The organism is Ruegeria sp. BG5 (assembly GCF_056538425.1).
This window is the reverse complement of record NZ_JBQFTC010000001.1, coordinates 1,055,283-1,079,948: the sequence shown is the minus strand read 5'-3', so window position 1 is coordinate 1,079,948 and position 24,666 is coordinate 1,055,283. Positions and strand designations below refer to the sequence as shown.

Sequence of the window (24,666 nt, the reverse complement as noted above, 5' to 3'; positions counted from 1 at the left end):
CCATCAAGAAACTGCCAATTAAGATCAAGAAGAATTGCAGGACAGGCAGTACCGTTTGAGTAACGGAGGACACCCCATGACCGAATTGCCCTGGACACCGGATTTCGACACCTGGCCCATTCTCCATACCGTGATCGCTGTGACCCACAACAAGGACGTTCTCAGCATCACTTGGTCGGACGGGGCCACCAGCCAGTACCACGCGCTGCTTTTGCGGGAAAACAGCCCCGACCCCGAGACAGTCCATCCCAAAGCGCGCGAAATGTGCGTGTCGCCCAGCGCGATTGATGGCGATCTGGGTATACGAAGCGCACGGGTCGAAGCGGGCGGCGCGGTCTCCGTCGATTTTACAGACAGCAAAACCAGCCGGTTCCATCCCGGCTGGCTGCGCGGGATCGCGTGGTTCGGCGCGGATGACACGCCGCAACCCATCCTTTGGCGAGGCGAGGATCAGCCAGAACCGCCCAGCTTTGACGGCCCCGAGGCGCTGAGCAATCCGCGTATCTTTCTGCAATGGCTAGAGGCCCTGCGCGACTACGGCGTGGCCCGCCTGCGCGGATTGCCCCAGCAGGACGGCCTGCTTGAACAGATCGTCACCCGCATCGGTCCGATCCGCGAAAGCAATTTCGGGCGGCAGTATACGTTAGAGATCAAGGATGATCCTGACAGTCAGGCCTTCACCTCGGACATGCTGTTGCAGCATATCGACCTGCCAACGCGGGAAACGCCGTTTGGCCTTCAGTTTCTCTATACCCGCGACAACACGACGACGGGTGGCGAAGGGATATACGTCGATGCATACCGCATTGCCGAAGACCTGCGGGTCGACGAGCCCGCACATTTCCACTCGCTGACCACGGATATCTGGGAATACAGCAACCGGGCGCGCGGCTCGGATTATCGCGGTTGGGGGCCTGTGGTTGAGACCGATGAGACCGGAGGCATCACCGGCGTTCGGTACAATACATTCCTGCGCGCGCCGCTGCGGGCTCCGGTCCATATCCAGCGCCGCGCCTATCAGGCGTACCGGGCGTTCTGCGAACGGGCCCAGGACCCGCGCTATATGATGGTGTTCCGGTACGAGCCGGGCGATCTGCTGGCCTTTGACAACCGTCGCGCCCTGCATGGCCGCGCCGGGTACGAGGCCAAAGGCGGCACACGGTTCATCGAAGGTATCTATTCCGACCGCGACGAACTGCATTCTCGCATCCGCACGCTGCAACGCCAGTTTCGGGCTGAGGCGCAGTCATGATCTTCAATCGAATGGCTGCGATACAACTGACCGAGCGGACCCGGAAAGTCATCAGCACCCCAAATTTTAGCAATCGGGTCACGGAGTGCAGCGTGTGACAAAAGCGGATCGTCTGAAACGAATGCTGTCGCCCGCGCGCGTCGCGTGGATTGGCGGTGGGGGTATTGCGCCCGCGATTGAGTACATGCAGGCGGGCGGATTTTCCGGTGATGCCGTAGCCGTGAACCCGAAACGGACCACAATCGCGGGCGTTCCCTGTGTGGCGTCGGTTGCCGATCTGCCATGGGTGCCGGATGTCGCAATTCTGGTGATCCCCAAGGACGCGGTGATCGAAACCGTGCGCGCGCTGTCGGCGCAAGGATGTGGCGGCGTTGTCTGCATTACTTCGGGCTTTTCCGAAAGCGCCGATGGCGCAGCCCGGCAGGCGGATCTGATCGACGCCGCCGGTGACATGCCGGTGATCGGCCCCAACTGTCCCGGTATCGCCAATTTCCTGGATGGCAATGCCTTTATGATGGATCACTTCGGCACTCATGCACCCGGCAAGGGCGTAGCGGTGATCTCAAACGGTGGCGCATACCTCAGCGACCTTGGCTGTGCCGACCGCTCGCAACCCATCGCCTATTTGATCGGGTTGGGCAATCAGGCGATGGTTACGGTTGCCGACATGCTGGATGTAGTATTGGACGACCCGCGTGTGACGGCGGCGAATATCTATTTCGAAGGCATTACCGATGCGGCAAAGCTAAGCCGAGCCGCCGCCAAGGCCGCCCGCAAGGGCATTCCCGTTGTGGCCATCAAAGGCGGTCGCAGTCAGGCAGGCACCCGAGCCGCACAGTCACACACGGCGTCGTTGTCGGGGGATGCGGCCGTCGCCTCGGCCCTGTTCCGACGCTTCGGCTGGATCGAAGTGACAACACCGTCCGAGGCTATTGAAACCGTCAAGATGTTAAGCTTCACGCCTGTCCCAAAAGGCTTGAAAACCGGCTTCATCACATCCTCTGGGTCTTATGCCGTGTTGGGAGGCGATATTGCCGAAAAAGCAGGCCTTCGGATGGAGCCACCCTCAACCGACTCCGCGCCTGCCATTGATGCCGCGCTGCCGCCTTATGTCGGCCCTGCCAATCCGTTGGACATCTCGGACGCGCATGGTTGGCCGCAGGCGGATCAACTGCCAATTTACCAAGCCTTCGCGCGCGACGACTATGATCTTTTCGCGCAAGTCATGTGCTACCCGCCCGATGGCGGTTGGGACATGACGACATGGGACGCAACCACCGGGGCGCTGGCACAGGCCAAGGGGGATCGTCCGGCGGCCTTCGTCAACACTCTGGCCGAGTCCCTGCCGAAAGAGGCGCGGGAACGGATGATCTCCAATGGAATGGCCCCGTTGCAAGGGCTCGAAGACGGCCTGCGCGCGGTCGCCCTTGCGGCGCGATACGGCGCGAGCCGAAACAGCCTGGACGCCGACGCCATGGCTTTGAACGCCGACAGTGGTAAGCTGGTGACAGCGGACCGAACCCTCAGCGAAGCCGAAGCAAAACTGCAACTGCAAGGGCACGGTTTGGACATTCCCCGCCAATGGGTCGTTTCGGGCGCGCATGACCTGCCGAACGTCCACTGCACCTGCGCGCTAAAGGCCATTGTTCCGGGATTGCTGCACAAGACGGAAATGGGCGCTGTGACGCTAAATCTCGCGCCGCCGGATCTTTCGACTGCGATCCGCGCCATGTCAGATCGCCTTGCGGAACACGGCCTGAAGGCTGACGCGTACCTGATCGAAGAGATGATCCAAAACCCGATTGGCGAGTTACTGGTCGGCATCCGCCGCGTGCCAGAGATCGGCTTGGTTCTGACGCTGGCCATCGGCGGTGTTGCGGTGGAACTGATGCAAGACACCGCAACCGTGATCCTGCCCGCACTGCGCCGCGACATAGAGGCCGCGCTAATGGGGTTGAAACTGGCCCCCCTGATCCTTGGCTATCGCGGTTGTCCGGCGGCAGACATGACCGTCACGCTGAACGCTATCGAGGCGCTGTGCGTCTTTGCCACCGCCACCCCCGGCATCGCAGAGATGGAAGTGAACCCTCTGCGGCTGACCCAAACCCGCGCGGTGGTTGCCGATGCGGTTCTGACCCTGAAAGGCTGAGACATGACCGAATACACTCATCTGATCTACGACGTGGACGCCGACCACATCTGCTGGCTGACACTGAATCGACCCGAAAAGCTGAATGCGATGAACCTGAAACTGATCGCCGAGCTACAGGCGGGGCTGGAACGCGCAGACGCGGATGATGATGTGAACGTGATCGTCATTCAGGGTGCGGGTCGCGGGTTTTGCGCCGGGCACGATCTGGATGAGGATGCCGAGGAGGATCGGACCTCGATCTACGAATACCGCGCGCATTATTTCAAACAGTTCGATGAGTTCACGACCCCCTGGCGGATCACCAAGCCGGTGATCGCATCGGTCAACTCCATCGCCATCGGCAAGGGGTTCGAACTGTCCCTTTTCTGCGACATCACCATCGCCAGCGATGATACCCGCATCGGGTATAACGAGGTGCGCTATGGCATTTCGGGCCACTGCATGTTCCTGCCCTGGCTGGTCAATATGAAAACCGCCAAGGATCTGCTGCTGACCGGGCGTGAGTTGACGGCGACAGAGGCAAAGGAAATGGGCCTGATTACCGAGGTTGTGCCGCTGGAAAGGCTGAAAGAGGCAACCCACAAAAAGGCACTGCTGATGGCACGCATGCCGCGTGAAATGCAGCGGATGCACAAGATGTACCTGAACCGGGTCTACGAGATGCAGGGCCTGCGTACCGCAACGGATTATTATCTGGAACAGGTCGCGATCATGGGCGCGCAACCGGTTCCGGAATATGAGGCGTTTTCAAAATCGACCCTTGAAAAGGGCCTGAAGGCAACGCTGGCCGATGCCAATGCCCGATATGAGGGGCTGGATTAATCCCTTTTTCAGGCAAACGGGACACTTGCCTTCTTAGACACTTTGGCGAGGCCTTTGAAGGCCCCGCCTGCATCCGCCTGTCTTACTCGGGCAGGTAGCGCGCCGCCCAGCTTGTTGCAGCAGATTGCTGCGCCAGCATCTCTTGCACCTCGTCATCCGAGTACCCAAGCCTTCCAAGGATTTGCAGTGTGCTGTCGCCAAATTTGGGCGCAGGACCGGGGATGGTGATGCTTGCATTCAAGGCCCGCACCGCATTCGGGGCGGCCAGATCGCACCAACGGCCCATTGGGTGCGTATCGTGACGCACCGCGCGATAGGTGGCTATGCGAATGTCCACCGAACCGTCGCTTTCAATCTGCAGCGCCTGATCACGTGTTTCCAGCATGGATGCCAAAGGCACAACAGCGCTCGCGCCCTGCGTCAGGCATTGAGACCAATGAGCAAGGGGGCGGGATTTGAAACGCGCGATTAACTCTTCCTGCACTGTGTTGTCGGGTAGCGAAACCAAATCGGAAAGCTCTGCCACCTTGCCAAGCACGTCGCGTCCATCGGTCGGTGCAGCCCAAAAGAACCACCCGTCCGACGCTTCGTAGCAGTGATAAAACGGCCCTTGCCCCAGCGCATCGCGACCCGAAGGCTCATCAAAAGGTGCGCGTCCGGCAAAGTCATACATGAATTGCGCCTGTATCATGCCCCCCGCCGCGGCCAGAGACGACCGCGCGATGTCAGCCTTGCCGGTGGCCTGTTTCCAGAGCAGCGCACCGCCCAGCGAAACGCAGGCCGTCAGCCCGGCCAGAACGTCAATCGTACCTGCATGGGCGTGTTCTTCAGGTGTGTCCATACCGCCGCCAAAGCGGATCATGATCCCCGTGGCCGCCTGCGCCAGATCATCATAGCCAAGATGATCCGATTTCGGCCCACGCATCGGCCCGCCAAAGGCATCCAGTTGCACCAGAATGGCATCGGGGTTGATGTGAGAGATCTCCTCTGGCGACAGGCCCAGCCCGTCACGCTGTTCGTTTGTGGCGTTGAGGGTGATCACATCCGCTTGCCGGATCAATCGGTTCAGCGCATCACGCCCGGCCTCATCATGCAGGTTCAGCAGAACGCTTTCCTTGCCGCGATTGGCCTGCAAGCCAAACACCACCGTATTCCACGGATCGACCGAAGGTGTAACGGGTTGGACATGGGTCACCTCGGCCCCAAACCGTGCCAAAGTCGAGGCTATGGTCGGTCCGGCAATTACATTGGTCAGGTCCAGCACCCTGACCCCGTCCAGCCAGCCTGACCGTTGCGTGGGTTCAACATGCGGACGGGTGGGTTCGGCCAGTATTTTCGCCACTTGTTTTCTGGCCGCTTCCCCGGTTACAGCTGGTTTTTTCTCGACCACCGCATGATCCCCGGCCAGCCACGCCACGTTGCCCATCTGCTGCATCGCGCCATGTTTCGGGTCATCCACGCTCAGGATCAGGCCTGACGCGGTGGCGTGCGGATCGTGCAGCCACTCTCTAATTGTACGCTGCGCCGTTGCCGGGGCCTTGGCCGAACCAAACAGGACGTCCCATTCATGCGCGGGCTTTGTCAGAAACGCGGCCTTCATGGCCGACGACACCCGCGCGCGATCCCGCGCACCGACCGGGTAGTTGCTGAGCGTCCATTCATCCGGCCAATCCTGTGTGTCCAGATAAGGGTCGAACAAGGGAAGCTCATCCAGCAGATCGCCCAGACCAAGCGTCCTCAGAACGCGGGCCGGATGGGTGGCAACACTGCCTGCCACCACATAGAACCCGCGCCCATCCTGACAGGTATAGGTGCGATAAAACGGATCGAGAAATTCGGACAACTCAGCAAAGTCCAGATCGCAGGGCTCGCCCGTTCTTGCGCGGCGATCCAGTTCCAGTTCGCGCGGAGATTTATAGCGGTCGGGATAACCTTCGATCTGTTCGTGGTTATAGGCCAGACCTTCGAACAGGGAGGAGGCCAGCGGCACTTCGATATAGTCTCCACCGGTTTTGGCCCGCGACTGCAGGGCAAACAGAACCGACATTGCCCCGTAACTGGCCGCATAAGCCGATGCGAGGTTGAGCGGCGAAAACGACGCCTTGATCCCCATCAGACGCCGGTTCAGCCCCATATCGGTGAATTGCCCGGTGCGGGCGGCGACGACGGCCTCCCACGCGGCCAGATCGGCCAGTTCCGGATCGGTCGAGGCAAAGCCGGGCATAGCCAGATAGATCAGCCCCGGATTGGCTGTTCGCAAAACCTCCGCGCCAACGCCCAGGCGATCCATGACGCCGGGCCGAAAATTCTCGATCACGATGTCGGATCGTTTGGCCAGTTCAATCGCCTGCGCCCGTCCGGCATCCGATTTCAGATCGAGCGCCAGAACATGCTTGCCACGCGACAGCATATCAAAGGCCGGATCGGTCCAACGCGGCCCGCCGGGCGGATCGATGCGCAGCACATCCGCGCCCATGTCTGCCAGCATCATGCCGACCAGCGGCCCGGCCAGATATTGCCCGAAATCCAGAACCCGCACCCCGGCCAGCGGTCTTGCCCCGCTCATTCCGCGGCCTGCGCGGTGGCTGGGGATGTGCGCCCCATATGTTCCAGATAGGTATTGTGGAAATGGCGCATCATGGCCTCTGAAAACTCGATGTTTTCCCAATCAACGATGTACCAACCCTGATCAAAGCACCGCTGGCTCATGCCTTCCTGAACCGACAGCAGGAACGAGATATCTTCGGGCTGCAACACATCCCGCCCCCAGATCGCCCGCTTTTCCTGACGTTCGCGCATACCCGGATCAGTGGGTTCGGGCGGTTCCAGATTGATGCTCCACCGCAGCCCGCGATCGGTGCCGATCGGGTTCCATTGGAACAGGGTCAGATTGCCCGGACCGGCAAATTGCGAGATGCCGATATTGGGGAACAGAAACCAGAAATGCAGATCGGTTTCGTCATGGTCCAGATCCAGCGGATAGGCCAGATTGTCCGCCTTCTTGTTGCCGGGAATGAAGTTGTAGGCCGCGTTTCTGGTCAGTTCATAGGTCTGATTGTTGATGTCCAGCATGTCCGAGAACGAGATGTGCCCGTGGCGGCAATGCTGGCATTCCAGATAGTTGTCGATCTGAATCTTCCAATTGGCGGCCACGTCGACCTCGTGAATGGCGGCGGCGGTTTCGCCTAAGACGTAGCTGTCCACCTTGGGACATTTTTCACGCACCTGCGCCTCGATACCGGGCCAGAACTCGGCAATTGGCAGGGCGTCGGGGTCGAGATTGACGAAGATGAAATCCAGCAGGCGATCCACCCGTACCGTGTTCAGGCAAACCTCTTTCTGCTCGGGCACCGAACTGGTGTCCCGTTTGCGCATGTGCCGCAGCGACCCGTCCAGAGAAAAGCTCCAATGGTGATAAGGGCAAACGATGGCGCGCGTCTGCCCGGCCCCTTCCACCAGCTTGTGGCCGCGATGAGGGCAGATATTGTTGAAGGCGCGGATTTCGTGGTCCTGATCGCGCACGACAAACACGTTCTGGCCTTGAATACTGGTGGCGACGTAATCGCCGGGCTCGGCCAGTTCGCTGATGTGGCAGGCATATTGCCAGGATCTGAAAAACAGTTTCTCACGCTCTTCGGCAAAAACCTCGGGGCTGATGTAGTAGTCGGCGGCCAGGGCGCGCAGGTTTTCATCTGTTGGGGTCATCTTATCCTCCTCAGGATCCGCACTCAGGCGGTGGCGCGTTCCTTGGCGATCTCTGGCACGACAAGGGGTTCACGTTCGCCTGCGCGCACAACGTCCTCGGCATAGGGGGTACGGGCGAAAACCTCTTCAACCATGGGGGCGAAAAACTCTAACGGCAGGGTGTCATAGTCGGGGTCAAAGCTGGCCTGATCCCATCGTTCGCAGAATTCGGCATTGTCATCAAAGCAGGGATGCCCGCGATGTCGCTCGCGCTTGTGCTGATCGAACCCGTCCAGATGGTGACCGTAATAGAGCATCTGGAAATCGCCATGGGTCTGAACCACCCAGGCGCATTGTTCACGCACGAAGGGGCGCAGGATCGTGGCGGCGTATTCGTCGTGATTGTAGGGCGCGAAAATGTCTCCGATATCATGCAACAGCGCCGACACGACCCAATCGATATCAGCCCCGTCGCGCCAGGCCCGTGTGGCGGATTGCACGGAATGCCCCAATCGCGTGATCTGATAACCGGCCATCTCATCATCAAGTTCGACCAGCGCCCTGACCAGCCGTCCGGCGGTGTGACGGGCATCATCCACGGCCTGCGCGGTCAGGAACTCATATTCTTCTTTGCTGCCGTCTTTCATCTGGGTGAAACTGACTTTTTTCATCCTCGCCTTCCCTGTTAAGTGAATTGCGGTTTAGGACGCGTTTTCTTGTTGATTTGCATCCTCCTCCTGAACCCAGCTTTCGGCCTGCAGAACGCCGGGCTGGCCGGTGCCGATCACGCCGACAACCTGCACTTCGCCGGTTTCTGCCGGGGCCTCGACCTGATAGCGCCGGATCAACGCGACCACGGCTACGGAAATGCCGATAGCTGCAAGCAGGAACTGCAACCCCCTGCCCCCCAGCAAGGTGATCGAGTTTGGCCCCAGTATCGTTCCGACCAACAAGCCGATGTTCAGCAACAGCACCATAGTACCGCTGGCGGGCACGATCTGAGACAGTTTCAACTGGTCATTCGCATGCGCTGTCAGGATCGAATATGCCGGATAGAGCCCGATTGCGACCAGAACAAAGCCGATGACAATATTCGACGGTGACGTATCGATGGCCATCCACAGACTGGCCAACGCCGCGACAACGCCCAGGCCGATGATCACATAGCGTCTGTCGGTATGATCAGAAATCCAGCCAACCGGGTATTGCACGATGGCCCCGGCAATTAACGCCGCAACCAACGCGCCCGACGCCTGCGCAGCCGTGAACCCTTGCTGCAATGCGTAAAGGGGCAGCGTGATATACGAGGCAGAGACCCCGATACTGACGATAACAATTCCGATCACTGCAACGGGTGAGACCTTGTAAAGCCGGGTCACAGGCATACGCTCGGGCGCGGTGTAATCCGGCGCTTTGTTGCCGGACAACAAAAGCGGCACGATTGACAATGAGATCAGGATCGAAACGACTCCGAACAGAAGGTTCCCGGTCGGGTCGGGAAACCCGACAAGCGCCGTTCCCAACGCGGGTCCGGCAAGCTGAATGATGAAATACAGCGATAGGACTTGCGCACGAATGCTGTTGTCGGACTTTGCGTTCAGCCAGCTTTCGGTGATCACATAAAGGCCGGGATAGCAGAACCCGCCGAGAAAGCGCATCACACTCCAACTGACCGCATCGCTGGTCAGAAGGTGAACAATCGCAGCGATTGAGACCAGCGAAGCAAGCGCGGAAAACGCCCGGATATGTCCGACGTTTTCGACCAGCCTAGGGGCCAATGCCGTGCCCGCAAGCGCGCCAAGCGGATAGCTAGCCTGCATGATCGAGATCGTGAAATCGCTGAACCCCAGGCTAGCACCCCGAATGGTCAGCAATGTCGCCAGAAGGCCGTTGGCGACCATCAGCATCAGCATGCCAAGGAACAGGGCCCAGTTTTCGTTCAAAGCACGTAGCATAGGCTACGGCTAGGACGGCTTGGTGCCCCGAGTATACCAAACCCGCGACATTGCGATGTCGCGGGTTAGAAAAAATCCGGCGTGGTACGGCGACTTTTTTAGAAGTACGTCAAGGGGCATACGTCTTCTGTCCTCAAACTCGGTCCCGAAAAGGTGCCGCATCTGTTGATGCGCTAGTGTCAACTTGACAGCTTACCAACATGCCGCTCTGATAAAGACGGAGAGAATTGGGGGCAAAGCTGATCATGCGCGACACCAACGGCGTTTTTTCACGCGCATGCGGGCTGTTAGGTCGAACCTGCCCCGAGGAACGCGCGCCCCTTTTGCCTGACAACTCAGAACTTGCAAAGGCGGCTTCGTGACGGGTGTGATGAAGGCTTATGTCCGGCAAGTGGACCGCGCCAACCGTATGCTTGGTCGGATCATCATGTATGGCATCTTCGTCATGATGGCGATCCTGCTGTATTCGTCCGTGTCCAAAACCTTCTTTGTCCCGTCGCTGTGGACGCTTGAAATGGCGCAGTTCGCGATGGTGGCCTATTACATCCTTGGCGGGCCATACGCGATGCAGATGGGCGCGAATGTCCGCATGGACCTGCTGTACGGAGAGTGGTCGGACCGGCGCAAAAGTCAGATCGATGTGATGACCGTGCTGTTTCTGATCGTCTATCTGGCCTTTCTGCTGTGGGGCGGCTGGGACAGTTTGATGTACTCGTTCCAATACGGGGGCGAGCGGTCCTCGTCCGCGTGGCGCCCTTATATCTGGCCCATCAAGACCATCATGGTGATTGGCATCTTTCTGATGCTGCTTCAGGCGATCTCGGAACTGTTCAAAGACATCTTGCGGCTGCAAGGCCATGACATGGGCCCAAAGGATGACGAGCCCGTGCACATGGCGCCCGAGGACCTTGACGGAGGACACCGCGGGTGAGTTACGAACTGATCGCCGCGCTCATGTTCTCGACCATGATGCTGATGCTGCTGACCGGGCAGCGGGTCTTTGGGGCCATCGGGTTCGTCGCGGTGATCGCTGCGTTTTTCCTGTGGGGCGACCGGGGCGGATATGATCTGGGCTTTGCGGCCGCGATCAAGGTGATGCGCTGGTATCCCCTGCTGACGCTGCCGATGTTCATCTTCATGGGCTATGTCCTGTCCGAATCCCGGATCGCCGATGACCTTTATCGCATGTTCCATGTCTGGATGGGCGGCCTGTCCGGCGGGCTGGCCATCGGCACGATTGGCCTGATGGTTCTGATCTCGGCCATGAATGGGTTGTCCGTGGCGGGCATGGCGATCGGGGCCACCATCGCCCTGCCCGAGCTGCTGCGCCGAAACTATGACAAACGCATGGTGACGGGGGTAATACAGGCCGGGTCATCACTGGGTATTCTTGTGCCACCATCGGTGGTGCTGGTTCTTTACGCCATGATCGCACGGCAACCGGTCGGGCAACTTTGGCTGGCAGGCGTTGTTCCCGGTTTGATGATGGCGACCCTCTTCGTCATCTACATTGCGATCCGCTGCCGTCTGAACCCATCGCTGGGTCCGGTGATGAGCGCAGAAGAACGTGCGCAGGTCACATGGGGCGAGAAACTGCGCCTTTTGGGGGCCGGTCTGCTGCCCATAGGCATCTTTGCCGTGATGATGGTGCCTTTCGTGAACGGTTGGACCTCGCTGGTCGAAAGCTCGGCCCTAGGGGCAATCGCTGCATTCTTGGCTGCGGTTCTGAAACGCCGCATGACGTGGCAGGTCTTTGAAACCTCGATCAAGCAGACGCTTGGTATCACCTGCATGTTCATGTGGATCATCCTGGCCGCCCTTGCATTTGGCGCTGTGTTTGACGGCTTGGGTGCGGTTAAGGCGATTGAGAACCTGTTCACCGTGCAGCTGGGTCTGAACCCCTGGATCATCCTGATCCTGATGCAGCTTAGCTTTCTGGTGATGGGCACGTTTCTGGATGACACAGCCATGCTGGTCATCGTCGCCCCGCTATACGTGCCATTGGTCGGCGCGCTGGGGTTCGATCTGATCTGGTACGGGGTCCTTTATACGATCACCTGTCAGATCGCCTATATGACCCCGCCTTTCGGGTACAACCTGTTCCTCATGCGGGCCATGGCCCCGCCAGAGGTAACGATTGGAGATATTTACAGGTCCATCATACCGTTTGTCGCGGTGATGGCCTTGGCTTTGGGATTGGTGATGGCCGTCCCAGAGATCGCATTGTGGCTTCCGGGCATCGTCTACGGAAACTGAGCACGTAAAGAACGAGAAACCGGGTCAACCGGATCAAGTTCAATGAAAAGCACAGGAGAGGACGACCATGACTACAAGACGCAGATTTTTACGGACCGCCGCCCTGGCCGCGCCCGCAACGCTTGCCGCACCGGCCATCGTCAAGGCGCAGGCCCCGATCAAGTGGCGGTTTCAGACCTATGCTGGCGGCGCGTTGGGCGAGCATGTGACCAAGCCTGCAATCGACTACATCAACGCGAACGCCAATGGCGAGTTGGAGATTGAGCTGTTCTTTGCAGATCAGATCGTCCCCACGGGCGAGCTGTTCCAGGCATTGCAGCGCGGTACGATTGACGGCGTGCATTCCGATGACGACTCGATGGCGTCACCCACGCCGCTGCGCGTGTTCGGCGGGTATTTCCCGTTCGCCACCAAGCACATTCTCGACGTGCCGGTGCTGTTCAACCAATACGGGCTGGCGGATATCTGGCGTGACGAATACGCCAAGGTCGGCGTTCAGTGGCTGTCTGCCGCCGGTCAGGACCCGTGCAACTTCAACACCAAAAAGGAAATCACCTCGGTTGCTGATCTGGATGGGCTGAAGCTTTACACCTTCCCGACCGCTGGCCGCTTCCTGGCTAAGTTCGGTGTCGTGCCGGTGAACATTCCCTACGAAGATGCCGAGGTGGCGGTTCAAACGGGTGAGCTTGATGGCATGGCCTGGTCCGGCATCACCGAGGATTACACCGTGGGTTGGGCCGATGTGACCGATTACTTCCTGACCAACAACATCTCAGGCGCGTGGATCGGATCGTGGTTTGCCAATCAGGAACGCTGGAACGAGCTTCCCGACCACCTCAAGTCCATCGTAATGGCGGGCATCGAAGCAGGCCATACTTACCGCAACCAATGGTATTGGGGTGGCGAGGCCGCGCTGCGGGCCAATGGCGACAAGCTTGAACTGCGGTCAGTACCAGCCTCTGAATGGGCCGAGGTTGAAAACGCCGCCAAAGAGTTCTGGGATGAGATCGCGCAGGAAGGCGAAGTTCACGAGAAGATCGTGGGAATCTTCCGCGAATACAACAGTGTGATCAATCAGGCGGGTGCACCGTATAACTTCGAATAAGACGTTTCCAAGTGGCCTCGGACCGGGGCCACTTGGACTTTTTTCATCGCGATTTGACGTCGGCCCACAGGGCGTACGGCGTGAAACTGGTGGGCTGAAAACTCCTCGGTCAGCCACGCAAACGACGGACCTGTTTCGCCGCCATCGGCTGTTTCCCGCCGCCCGGAATCATTGACCCAACGTCAACTTCGATGTAAAAATCAAGGCATCCTGAATTCAAATTTGGGGCAGTCATTTCATGTTTTCTCTTTTCAATGCCAACGGCCTGCGCACCGTTCTCGAGCAGGAATTAATACCGTTCTCAGTGTCACTGGTTATCGCGCAGGTGTTCTTCAAATGGGGAAGCTTCGGTCTGGAGCTTCTTGGTTTTCTCGCACTTTGGTTTGTGCTCGGCCTCATCGTCGTTCCCCTCCTGAGAAAACTCAAAAGATAAATCCGGTTCGCCCCGCTTTGCGGGATTTTTGCGAACTCAATTGCGGTGCATCGCTCTTACGCGCGTGATCGGTGCGCCTTGAAGGTACGCCCATGAGACCGCCAAGGGGGTCCGGCAGGGACCCGTTCGACGACGACAATGACAATGGCCGCCCGGGCGGGCTGCGCCGCCGTATCGAACGGCTTGTCACCGAACGGTCGGTTCCGGACCAGATCCGCAAACGTGTCACCACCGCGCTGCAAGATCTGGAACGCGTGGAACTGGGCGGTCGAAATCTGGGCGATCTGATCCTGTCGCGTGATGATGTGGACAATGACACCGATGAAGAAAAGCAAAGCGATGTAAGCGCCGTTCAGTCAGCGCGCTTGCAACGGGCCATCGGGCGCGCACTGGGGGATACCGTGCTGTCCGATCTGGACCGTGATCGCCTGAGGAATGCGACCGATCAGATCGCCCAGATCGATCTGGGGGATGGCCGTACCATCGGCGATTTCATCCTCGACATAGACGATATCCGTCCACCCGGCGGCGGAAAGGTTGATATTCCCACCGGAGACCTGAAGATCGATGTCGGCGTTCTGGACAAGTTCGTCGAGGCCGAGCTTTACCGGCCAGAAACCCGTGGGCAGGGACTAAGTTCCGTAATTGACGGCGCGCTGGCCAATATCCGCGACACCTCGCCCAACCTGCTGCCAAATCGGCCATTAAAGGTCGGCCGCCCCGGAGCCACGCTGCCACTGGCCGCGCCTGCGCTGGGAAATCTGGTTCGGCTGGCTGCGGCACAAAACTTTGCCGATCCGACATCTGAACCTGACCCCGATACGGCTGCGGAGCCTGTGATCTGGGATGACGGCACAAATGAGTTGTTGGTCTACCCCGACAACGTCGAAACCGAATTGGACGATGGCATTGTGCGGGTCACGGTGCCTGTCGAAACCGATGCGGGCAGCGCCAAGATGGTCGTGCCCTTCGCCGTGGGCAGCGAAAAGCGCGTGACGGGGTTGATTGCGGCGGCCCCCGACCGCCCTTTGGGCGATCCCCTGATCGCCGAAATCTGGGGCGAGGCGTTGATCGCTTTTGCCTACAAGGCCCTGCTGGAGGTCGCTGACAACATCGCGGGCGCGTCGGGTCGAGACGTCTTTAATGACCGGCTTATCGCGCAAGGTTTGGCAGTTCGGGATGGTGCCTTGGTTGTGCAATCGCAAGCCGCATTCCGTTATCGGAGGGACAAGCCGTGAACGCGTTCTCACCCGGTGATTTTGGCGAACTGTCCTCTCTGCTTCAGGCGTTGGGTCTGTCGAACGCCGAAGGTGAGTTCAACGCCGATTGGATCACGGGGCCCGAGGATTATCTGGCCAGCATCCTTGCCGATGATGACCAGCGCGCCGCGCTGCTGGACTTTGTCGCGACGGTTCGCGAAGGCGAGATTGAGACGGACGCAGATGGGCGGCAATGGATCGAACTGTTCTCGGAACAGGTTCAGGCCGGTTTGGATGTAGCGTTTTTCGTGGTCTTCGATGACCAGCCAGCGGGTCAGGTCAACCTGTTTCTGGGCATCCGCATGATCACAAGCGGCGCGCTGGCGGACAGCACGTCATCGCTGATGTTCCCGCTGTTTCGCGCGGCCAAAACCAACGGCCCTGCCCCTGCCGACGCGTTTCTGGCCGGTCAGGAAGGCGGCCATATTGCGCTGTCGTCCGAGATTACTGTCGGGCCGCCACCACAACCGGGCGAGGCCGGGCTGGCACGAGTTGGCGTTCGGATCGCCTTGCCAACAGCGGCGGGTGATGGCGCGCCGGATGTGGCCCTGTCCCTGGGCGGTCTGCAATTGCCCGGCGAACAGGCCCCGCGGGATCTGGTTCTGTCGCTTACCGATCCCGACGCGTTGCAGGATACGGCCACAGAACTGATCCTGTCGCTTCTCGAAGCGCAACTGCGAGGCGGCGGCGGGGACGAGGTTCGCGCCCTTGCAACGGCACTGGGCCTTGGCGGCGCGCCCGAGATCCCGGCCTTTCCCGCCTCGGACTTGCTGGACCGGGGTCTGGACGCCGTCGCGGACTGGATCGCTGACGTCCTGGGCAATGCACCATCGCGCGCCCGCTGGCTTGAGGCATTGGCCGATATTCTGGGGTCCGGGGCCGCGGCGGACCAAACCGGCATCGACCTGCCGCTGGGCGGCGGAACCGTTCGCATCGGCTTCATCGCCGAGCCCGGTGCCACGGCGCGGCACAAGGTCACTGTTTCTCTGGGCTTCGGCTTGACCAGCGGCACCGCCGAGGCGCGTTTTACCGCCGATATCCTGCAATTGGATCTGGGCACTGCAGATGCAATTGCTGTACCTGCGCTTGAAGCATCGCTGCGCTTCGATCTGTCGGGTCTGGCCATGCCCGACGTATCGATTGAACGCCTGATCCTTGGCCTGACGCTGAACGAAGACCGGCGTCCCGATGTTGTGGTTGCGGTCGAAAACGCCGTGATTTCCCAAACCACGCACCCCCGCTTGGATCTGACCAACCCGGATGCTTTGGCGGCGGCGGCAGCACAGGCCGTGACCGACATCCTGACCGAGCTGTTGTCCAATCTCGGCCCCGGCGCGGAACTCATCGGCGTTGCATTGGGCTGGCGGGCCCCCACCGGTGCAGGGGCCGGGTTCCCGACGCTGGATCCGATCACCTTCCTGGGCGATCCAATCGCCCGCCTGCGCGACCATTGGCTGACAATCCTGGAAGACCACACAAGCGACGTCACAGCGGTGCTGCAAAGCCTGCGGACGCTGTTGACCGGAGCGGCCGACGTCACCGGCACGGGCACCGAGGTCGATCCATGGCGGCTGTCGATCCGGCCCGGCATCCATGTGGCGATCTGGCGAACCGATACCGGTGCGCTGGCGCTTGGTCTGGGCTGGATGACGCGAGTGGACGATCTGGGCGACCGCTGCACCGTGCTCGAGATGCGCGGGCGTCTGGCTTTGGTGTCGATCAACCTGTCCTCGGGCGCGACGGCCTTTGTGCCGTCTGTCGATATTGCCGCGACCGGGCGTCCGCGCGGTGGTGGCCGGATGCAAACCGGGGCTGGCGGGCTGTCGGCTCAGGTCGATCACCTTGGATTTGTGGCGTCATGGGCCGCTCAGCCGGGGCTTTCGTTCAGGTTTGACGCACCCAACCCCACGATTTCAGTCGAGGGAATCGAGATCCCGCTGGACCTGCCCGATCTGACCAGCGACATCCACGTCGATCTGATCACGCCCGGGCAATGGGATGGCATCGAACGGCTGCTTGGCCTGCTGGCAGAGCGCAGCGGAAACGCCTTCCTGCTGGCTATTGTCGACTGCCTCGGCTGGCGTCGCGAGCGGCGGGTGTTCGGCGAGCCCGATCCCAACCGCCTGCGACTTGCCGCCCTTGTCTCGGAACCCGCTGACGCGCTGCGGGGCTGGTTGGGCAAGTTGCTGTCCGACCCGATTTCGCGCATCGCCCCCAGATTGGAGGTTTTTGCCGCCACATTGGAAACACCCAGCGGGCGCGTGTCCGGTGCCGGAACGCTTGGGGATCCGTGGCGCATCGAGTTGCCCGGAATTGAAAACGGCCCCGGCCTGGCCGCATGGCGGATGCCCGAACGCTCGGAACCTGCGCCGGATCGGTTTGATTCACTGCCCCTGCGCAGATGGCGTCCGGGTAACACAGGGCTTGAGGCAGGCGCGCTGGCTTTGGCCTTGCAAAGTGAATTGCCCGCCGCGCTGAACGGGTTGGGCACTGCAGAATTTCAGGTCGGGCTGGACGCCCTGACGACCGAATGGACCCTAGGTGATGGCATGGTGCGGCCCCCGGCCAGCGCCCCCACCGGGACGGTTCTGCACATCATTGAAAACGCGGATGCGGACAGCCTGATCTCGCTTGCCGATGCCGAGCCTTATCTGGGTGCCGCACCGCCCGTTCTCTTCGTCGTCAGAACGCTGTCCGAGAATGCCCCGCCGCCTGCGGATACAACGGCTGCTCGGCGCATCGATCTGCGCATCAGCGACCGCGAACCAACGGCCTTTCCGCAGGTTCCGGCGGATGCCAGCGGCACCTGGACGATATTGCTGGCTCCGCGCCCGGACACACCGGAAGGCGGGGCAGCCGGGCAAGCCGCGCGTCTTGCACATGCTCTGGCACCGGCATCGAATATTGCCGATGCCGCCGTCTTGGCGGACCGGGCGGCGGGTCACGCGGCGTGGCTTGCGCTGAATGGTATGGCGGCTGGGCCGGACCGATTGCTGATTGCCGGTCTTGCGGGGGCGAGTATCGATCCCCTTTCGTCCGAAGCGTCCGAGGCGCTGAGCCGATTGGACGAGCTGTTGCCCCCCATCGATCCGGCAGAGCCTGACGATCCTGATCTGGCACTGGGCAGGCAGTTAATCGGTCAACGGCGCAATGGCCGCCCCCTGTCCGAACTTGCGCCGCCCGCCGGTTGGACCGGCGCGGTGCGTGCGGGCCTTGAAATCCATCTTTTGCATGGCGTGATCCAGCGCGATGTGATCCAGCGCGCGATGACGGCCGTCACGGCGGCCGGGCTCAGCGCCTACGCCGTGGGCCGTGCCGCACGATCCAGCGCCAAACGTATCGAGGCGGCAGGGCTTGGCGTCTACCTGCCCGTCGGTGAAGCCCCGGCAAACGGCACCATTGGCTTCGAAGGCCGGGCCATGGCCGAGCTGTTATCGACCGGTCTTGACCGCAATGGTCTCTCGGTACCGCAAATCACCGCCCGTCTTGCCAGCAAGGTTGTAGTTTCAGGCCGGATCACCCGAGGAGATGGCTGGTTGATCGGCGGTCCGGACAGCGACGATGCCGCTGCCCCCCTCGCGCTTCGGTCCATCGAAGTATCGGCCTGCGTCGGTACGGGCGGCACATCCGAGCCGGAAACGGATGGCATAGAACTTATCTTCCACGGTGTTCGGATACTGGGCGAAAGCCATGCCCGGCTGGCGATCACCCCCGACAGTCTCAGCGATCCGGGCCTCGCCAGCGCGGCCCCGACAGCCCCCGGCATACGCGAGTTGCTGGCTGAAATCGTTGCCGAAGCCTCAATCGCACCTGCGGCAGGCATGTCCGAATTGCTCGACCTGCTACGAGCGACCGGCATTCTAGGCGCAGACGATGCCTTTGACCCGCTGTCCCTGTCGCATTGGATCGACGACCCAACCGCACAGCTTCAGGTCGCGTTGGGTGATCCCGGCCTCGGCACGGACCTGTTGGCGCTGGTGCAGTCCTTCGTGGCGGGCAACGGCAGCGGAATTTCATTCGACAGCGCTCAGAACCGACTAAACGTCTCGCTCAGCGGCAGCGCCGATGACCTGATCTTTGGTCAGTGGTCGCTTGAGGCCAGCGTTGGCGCGTCCGGCCTTCTGTCAGGCGCGCTGGAGTTCGGGGTTCCCGATGGCCTTGGCCTACAGGTGGGCTTCGCGCCCTTCTCGGCGCAGATCACCCTGCCCGATGGGCTACCTGACATTCCCGCGTCTATGCCGTTGTGGCCCGATCCGAATTTCGTGTCCCATCTGCGGGCCGTGCCCCCGATCCTGTCCGCACTTGCGCTTTCCCGACTGCTGGAAGGCTTGCGCAGTTTCGATCCCGCCGTGACGCCCATTGTCGATGCAGGGCTTGCAGCCTTTGGCCTGAACACCGAGCCGGTTCGGGTGCCTCCGATCCTGTTCACCAATCCCGGCGTTTGGCTAAGCCAGGCGGATGTGCTGGGCGGCCCGGGCGGTGGAGTACGCGCCGCGCGGGTAATTGCCGTCATGGATGCGCTGCGGCCATTGATTGGCGTGGGCGGCGGATCCGGCATCTGGACCCTGTCGCAGGGCGTCGATCTGGTTGCACGAGACGCCGGCGGCCTGGTGCTGGAATTCCAGATCGATCCCAGCGCATTCCTTCCCGACGGCGACATTGCCTTTGGCGGAGCCTTCGGTCTGCGCTTTCCAACCTCAGGCGGGCAGACGCGGCCAGAGGTTTCGTTCTTTGCCGGTTTGCCGGGCGGAACCCCCGGTACACGCGCGGTCCACCTGACGGTCTCTGGCGACGTCGTGCGCTTGTTGCTGCGTCCCGATACCGGTGCCGACATCGAAATTTATCCCGGCCCACCCGACCTGACCAGCCTGTTGACAACGGCCCTGGTCGCGGCATTGCCGCAGGCGCTGGACGCCATTGTGGATACCGGCACCGATGTCGGGGATGTGGTGGCCGATATTGGCGACGCCCTTGCGCTGCGCGTCGCGGGCAGCTTTGACGCGGGTGAGCTGGCTGACTGGGCCGCTGATCCGCAAGGCAGTCTGGCCGCCCGATGGCCGACGCTTTTGTCCAGCGGGTTGGCCCAACTGGGTCCGGTTCTGCCAGCCGGGGTTTCGGTTGCTGGCACGGCAAGCGGGCTGCGCGTGACCGTCGCCAATGCAGGCACACCCGGTTCATCGGTATCGGTGGAACTGTTCACGGCACCTTTGGCGGTCGAGTTTGCCGCCGACCTGACGGCCATTCCTTTCGTAGAAGACATCGACGTGCTTGTCCGCGTCGATGCTGGCGGTCTGGCCCGTCTGAATACCACCATAGGCCCCGCCGCAATTCCGGTCGCCGATGGATTTGTCCTGCGCCCGATTGTTGAAATGGACGTCGGCAGCAGCGTCGCGACCCCCGAGATCAGCACGGGCCTGTCCTTCGATCCGGCTGCAAATCAGGTGCTGCGTCTGACCTACGACTTCCAGACGCAACAATTCCGACTGGGCGTCGGCGCGGACACCCCGGCCGAAATCGCCGCCGCGCTGATGCATCTGGCGGTGGAACTTGTGGGTGGGTTTGTCCTTGGCCTTGAAGAGGTCGACGCCCTGCTCGATCTGCCTGTCGGATCAAGCGATGTGCGGGGCATTTTGGGCGGTGTTATCCTGACGCCCGGCGGTGCGTTGGACGCGGACTTCTTCCGCGTTCTGCCGGGTGACGGCGAAGACATCGAGGCGCTTCTGCTGACCAAGCTGGACCGGCTGCTGACCCTGATCGAAAACATCGCCGATGCCGGGCCAAGCGTGCGCGTCGGTGGCGAGGTGGATATCGGCATCGCCCGCGTCGGAAACTCCATCGGCCTGTCGCTGGCCATCGCCAACAGGTTCGAGATCGTCGGCGGAGACATTGCGATCTGGCTGGAGAATGACAGCCGCTGGATCAACGGGGATGTGGATCCCGGCCTTCAGATCGGATTGCTCAGCACAAGTGGCGGGCTGGATTTCGCCCCGACGCTGGCCGTAAACGGGATCGGGATCAGGATCGGGCGCAGCAACGCTCCGCTTGTGAAATCCCCCATCGCGCTGGGATCAATTGCGATACACGCCTTTGCACGCGTCGAGACTGGCGAGGTTCTGGGCGGTGCTCAGGTCGAACTTGCCGAAGTTGGGGCGGCCGTCGGCGGCGGGTCCGGCGACAATGCGGTGGCCTCTGGCCTGCTGAGCGAAACCAATGACGGCGACGCCGCCCTTGCCCCTGCGTTCAGCCCGGCGCTGTCGGTCCAAACCTTGTCCGGTGGCGGTTTCCGTTTCGGGTTCCGCGCAGGCGAAGGATCGGGGCCTTGGTGGCTGCCGATTCGCAAGGGCTTTGGCCCGCTTTATGTCGATCAGATCGGTCTGGGTGCGCAATCGGATGAAACCGACGGGCTGCAATCCATTTCGCTGCTGTTTGATGGTTCGGTCACGATTGCGGGGCTGGCGGCCAGTGTTGATGATCTGGAACTGATTTACAGAACGGATCGGGGTGGCCTGCTGGACAGCGCATCCTGGGGCGTCGATCTGGCCGGGCTGGGTATCTCAGCCGATCTGTCCGGGATCAGCCTTGCCGGTGGATTGCGCAAATTCGGTGAAACGCCGGATATCGAATATGTCGGCATGATCGCCGCGCGGTTCGCGGTTTACGGCCTGTCGATCTATGGCGGCTACGCCTCCACCTCGGACGATCAGGGGCGCTATACCGCCTTCTTCGCGGTCGGGTCTTTCCTTGGTCCAATCGGCGGAGCCCCAGCTTTCTTCCTGACCGGGATCGGCGGCGGCTTTGGCATCAACCGCGATCTGGTGCCACCCACGGATCTGGGCGATTTTGGTGATTTCGTTCTGATTCAGGCACTTGACCCTGCGGCAGACCTGCCCACGGACGTCATTGCCTACCTTGAGGAAGTGCGCAACACCTTCCCCGCCATTCGCGGCAAGTTCTGGTTCGCTGCGGGGATCAGCTTTACCTCATTTGCGCTGGTCGACGGGATCGCCGTTGTGGCCGTCGAATTCGGTAACGGGTTCGAGTTGTCGATCTTTGGCCTGGCCCGGATGGCCCTTCCCAGACCGCAATTCGCGCTTGTTTCTATCGAGCTCGGCCTGCTGGCGCGGTTCTCGACCGAAGAGGGTGTTATCTGGATTCAGGCGCAGCTGACCGACAATTCCTGGCTGCTGCACCCCAGCGCGCGCCTGACCGGCGGCTTTGCCTATGTCAGTTGGTTCAAGGGGCCGAACCGGGGGCAGTTTGTCCTGACGCTGGGCGGGTATCACCCGAATTTCGACGCCGAAGGCTATCCGGTTGTTCCCCGGCTTGGATATAACTGGTCGGTTTCCTCGAACATCGTCATCAAGGCCGAGAACTACTTTGCTCTGACCTCCGAGGCGATCATGGGCGGCGGATTGTTCGAAGCGTCCGCCAAATTCGGGCCGGTGTTCGCGTCTCTGGGCTGGGGCGGCAACGCCATCGTATATTTCGATCCCTTCCGCTACGAGGCCGACGCTTACGCACGGATTTCGGCGGGTATCCGGATCAAGACGTGGTTCGGAACGATCAAACTGTCCTTCACGCTCAGCGCTGAAATTCAGGTCGCCGGGCCAGAGTTCCACGGCAAGGCACGGATCAAGATCGGGCCCATCGACGTCACGGTCAAATTCGGCAAACAGGGCGATCCGCCGATCCAGTACATCTCGTGGGTGGATTTCTCGGCCAAGTATCTGGAGCTGGCAAGCGGCAATTTGGCCGAGGCGCTGTCCGGCATCGCCGGGCGCGGTGCGCTGCCGCCCGCCAGCAATGACGGCGAGCCGCCCGGTACCGCCGACGGGTCCGAGGCCAATCCGTTCGACGTCATGAGCGAGTTTGAGTTGTCGCTGACCAGTACCATTCCGCTGACCCGGATCATCCGGCCGGGGCGCGCTCCGATCGAGCGTGATCCCACGTCCACGCTGGGGGTGGCCCCGGTCAACCTGATCGTTTCCGAGATCACTTTGTCGCTGCAACTGCGCCGCCTTGACCGCCCGAATGACGAGCGGCTGGATGATCTGGACAAGATCAAGATGACCACCCGCAACACCGGTGCATTCCCGGTCGGCGTCTGGGGGCCGCCACAGGGGTTGGATGACAAGAAAGTGCCAAAAGGCAAGGTGATCGGCGCGACCGAAGGCGTGGACCTGCGTTTTGTGCCCGAGTTCTTCAACCGCCGCCCGGATGCCTCAACCGGCGGTGTGGCGTTCAATCAGGTCGAATCCGATCTGCGCAAACCTCTGCCATTGCGCGATGTGGGGCAGTTCTTCGTCGCGGTGGCGATACTGGCCACCGAACATCGCACTTTGCTGAGTTCAATCAACGACCTTCAGATGGCGCAGTTGTCAGCGGAGTTCCAGCAGGATCAACGCCTTCGCGTCGGCGCAACCGGTGCCCGTGCCTTTGACCGCAGCCGCCGGACACCGATGCGGGTTGGTCTGCTGACTGAACGCATCGTCAGTGACGCGGCACCCGGTGCCAAACGCGAAGTGCTGCGGACGCCGCCCGAACGCCGCCCCATCCGCTTTGGCACGCCCCGGCTGCGCGGGCAGTTGGCGCTGCCCAACGTGTCACTGGGCGAGGCTGGTGGCGCACTGGCAGCACGTGTCACCCGCGTTCCGGCCGACCGGGCGCGCCGTGCGAAACGTGTCCGCCCGCCTGTGCTGGATGAGGTTCTGGCCGCACGGGTCGATCGGGCTCCGGCCCTCTTGTTGCGGGCCGCCTCAGCCGATGCGCGGGTCGGACGCACGGTTGTTGCCGAGCAACGCGTTCCCCTGACGCTGGCGGCTGGCGTTCAGGCGTCCTCCAGCGCGACACGCGCATCCGGCCCGACCCGGGACCGGTTGGCGGCCACCGCCCTGATGGCCGGGGCCAAACCGCCTCGGGGCGCGCGTACGGACAAAATAAAGCCCACAGGGCTGGCCCCCGGGGAAATCGCTGTCTTTGATCTGCCGGGTGCGGCCCGCTCGCCCCGGTTTAAAACAAGCGGTGTGGTCGCGCTGAACGGTCCTGCCCGTATTGTCGCCATCGGTCTGGACGGACGCGTCCTGTCGGACAGCGCCGGTGACGCGCGGCGGGTCAAGCTGCCCAAGGGAACAGCCGCCTATGCCGTCGTGGCAGGTGATGACGGGGCCGCCACCCCGGAATTCGCCGGGTGGACCGAATCCGAGTCGGTTGCCTATTTCGGGCGGTCGCTGGCCCTGTGCCGGGGCGGCTTCCTCTTTGCCGAAGGCGCAAGCCGCGTGCGCGGCGGACGGGCTGGTGGCACCGGCTGGTTCCGGGCATCGCACCTGACCGATCAGTCTGCCCTTGTCGAAACCCGCTTTGACTGGCCCGCCACATCTGTCGCCCTGTTGCTGGAAGGTGAAGTGGTCGCAGAAGATCTGGAATCCCTCGCAATTTCCGTGCGCGGGGCCGAGGTGCTGGACGACAAGCCTATCCTCGCCCCGTTCGATGGCAAAACCCTGGTCGTGTACGCGCTGAAACCGCAGGACGACGCAGGCTTTGCGGTTCGGGTCGCCGGGCTGGTCCCCGGTCGTCTGGATGGGGTCATCGCGGCGCAGTTGCAGCCAGATCGTCTTGTTACCCGACTGCTGAACGAAAGCGTATCGCTTTCGGTCGGTCTGCTGCGCGGCAAGGGTGCGCGGCTTACGTTCAAATGGAGTCCCCCGGCAGATGTCACGCCGCGGCAGGACGAATACCAGGAGTTCTAGCA

General features: G+C 61.4%; 13 protein-coding genes. 9 read left to right on the top strand and 4 right to left on the bottom strand.

Going from position 1 to position 24,666, the window contains the following annotated elements; all coding sequences use genetic code 11:
* The first annotated feature begins 76 nt into the window (after positions 1–76).
* The 3 genes from ACR0KX_RS04890 to ACR0KX_RS04880 all read left to right on the top strand — a co-directional run bounded on the left by ACR0KX_RS04890 (position 77) and on the right by ACR0KX_RS04880 (position 4,226).
* Entirely contained in the window at positions 77–1,252 is a 1,176-nt protein-coding gene (locus tag ACR0KX_RS04890; RefSeq protein ID WP_170621490.1) for a TauD/TfdA family dioxygenase, read from the top strand.
* 94 nt (positions 1,253–1,346) lie between these two features.
* Positions 1,347–3,401 (top strand): acetate--CoA ligase family protein, encoded by a 2,055-nt coding sequence (locus ACR0KX_RS04885; protein ID WP_480707976.1) that lies wholly within the window; start codon positions 1,347–1,349, stop codon positions 3,399–3,401.
* A gap of 3 nt (positions 3,402–3,404) precedes the next feature.
* Positions 3,405–4,226 (top strand): enoyl-CoA hydratase/isomerase family protein, encoded by an 822-nt coding sequence (locus tag ACR0KX_RS04880; protein WP_170621486.1) that lies wholly within the window; start codon positions 3,405–3,407, stop codon positions 4,224–4,226.
* A gap of 82 nt (positions 4,227–4,308) precedes the next feature.
* On the opposite strand, the gene ACR0KX_RS04875 is transcribed toward ACR0KX_RS04880, so the two are convergent.
* From ACR0KX_RS04875 to ACR0KX_RS04860, 4 genes are read right to left on the bottom strand one after another with little or no spacing between them, the layout of a single operon-like run.
* Positions 4,309–6,792, bottom strand: a complete 2,484-nt coding sequence (locus ACR0KX_RS04875) for a CoA transferase (RefSeq protein WP_480707974.1) — start codon at positions 6,790–6,792, stop codon at positions 4,309–4,311.
* Entirely contained in the window at positions 6,789–7,931 is a 1,143-nt protein-coding gene (locus ACR0KX_RS04870) for an aromatic ring-hydroxylating oxygenase subunit alpha (RefSeq protein ID WP_480707972.1), read from the bottom strand. Before ACR0KX_RS04870 ends, ACR0KX_RS04875 begins: the two co-directional genes overlap by 4 nt.
* A 23-nt stretch (positions 7,932–7,954) precedes the next feature.
* Positions 7,955–8,581 (bottom strand): HD domain-containing protein, encoded by a 627-nt coding sequence (locus tag ACR0KX_RS04865; protein WP_480707970.1) that lies wholly within the window; start codon positions 8,579–8,581, stop codon positions 7,955–7,957.
* Between the two features lie 30 nt (positions 8,582–8,611).
* Positions 8,612–9,823 carry an MFS transporter gene (locus ACR0KX_RS04860; protein WP_480707968.1) on the bottom strand — a complete coding sequence of 404 codons (1,212 nt, stop codon included), beginning with the start codon at positions 9,821–9,823 and terminating at the stop codon, positions 8,612–8,614.
* 400 nt (positions 9,824–10,223) lie between these two features.
* On the opposite strand from ACR0KX_RS04860, the gene ACR0KX_RS04855 reads away from it, so the two are divergent.
* The 6 genes from ACR0KX_RS04855 (at position 10,224) to ACR0KX_RS04830 (ending at position 24,664) form a co-directional block, all read left to right on the top strand.
* Entirely contained in the window at positions 10,224–10,796 is a 573-nt protein-coding gene (locus tag ACR0KX_RS04855; RefSeq protein WP_480625786.1) for a TRAP transporter small permease subunit, read from the top strand.
* On the top strand, positions 10,793–12,121 hold the full coding sequence (locus ACR0KX_RS04850; RefSeq protein WP_170621477.1) for a TRAP transporter large permease subunit: 1,329 nt from the start codon (positions 10,793–10,795) through the stop codon (positions 12,119–12,121). The genes ACR0KX_RS04855 and ACR0KX_RS04850 overlap by 4 nt, the downstream gene beginning before the upstream one ends.
* A gap of 67 nt (positions 12,122–12,188) precedes the next feature.
* Positions 12,189–13,226 (top strand): TRAP transporter substrate-binding protein, encoded by a 1,038-nt coding sequence (locus ACR0KX_RS04845; RefSeq protein WP_170451766.1) that lies wholly within the window; start codon positions 12,189–12,191, stop codon positions 13,224–13,226.
* Positions 13,227–13,464: 238 nt separating this feature from the next.
* Positions 13,465–13,659, top strand: coding sequence for a hypothetical protein (locus ACR0KX_RS04840; protein ID WP_170451767.1), 195 nt, complete (start codon positions 13,465–13,467; stop codon positions 13,657–13,659).
* Positions 13,660–13,751: 92 nt separating this feature from the next.
* The gene (locus ACR0KX_RS04835) at positions 13,752–14,897 is read left to right on the top strand and encodes a hypothetical protein (RefSeq protein ID WP_170451768.1); all 1,146 of its coding nucleotides are present in this window, start codon (positions 13,752–13,754) and stop codon (positions 14,895–14,897) included.
* Positions 14,894–24,664, top strand: a complete 9,771-nt coding sequence (locus tag ACR0KX_RS04830) for a DUF6603 domain-containing protein (RefSeq protein WP_480707965.1) — start codon at positions 14,894–14,896, stop codon at positions 24,662–24,664. The genes ACR0KX_RS04835 and ACR0KX_RS04830 overlap by 4 nt, the downstream gene beginning before the upstream one ends.
* Positions 24,665–24,666: the final 2 nt, after the last annotated feature.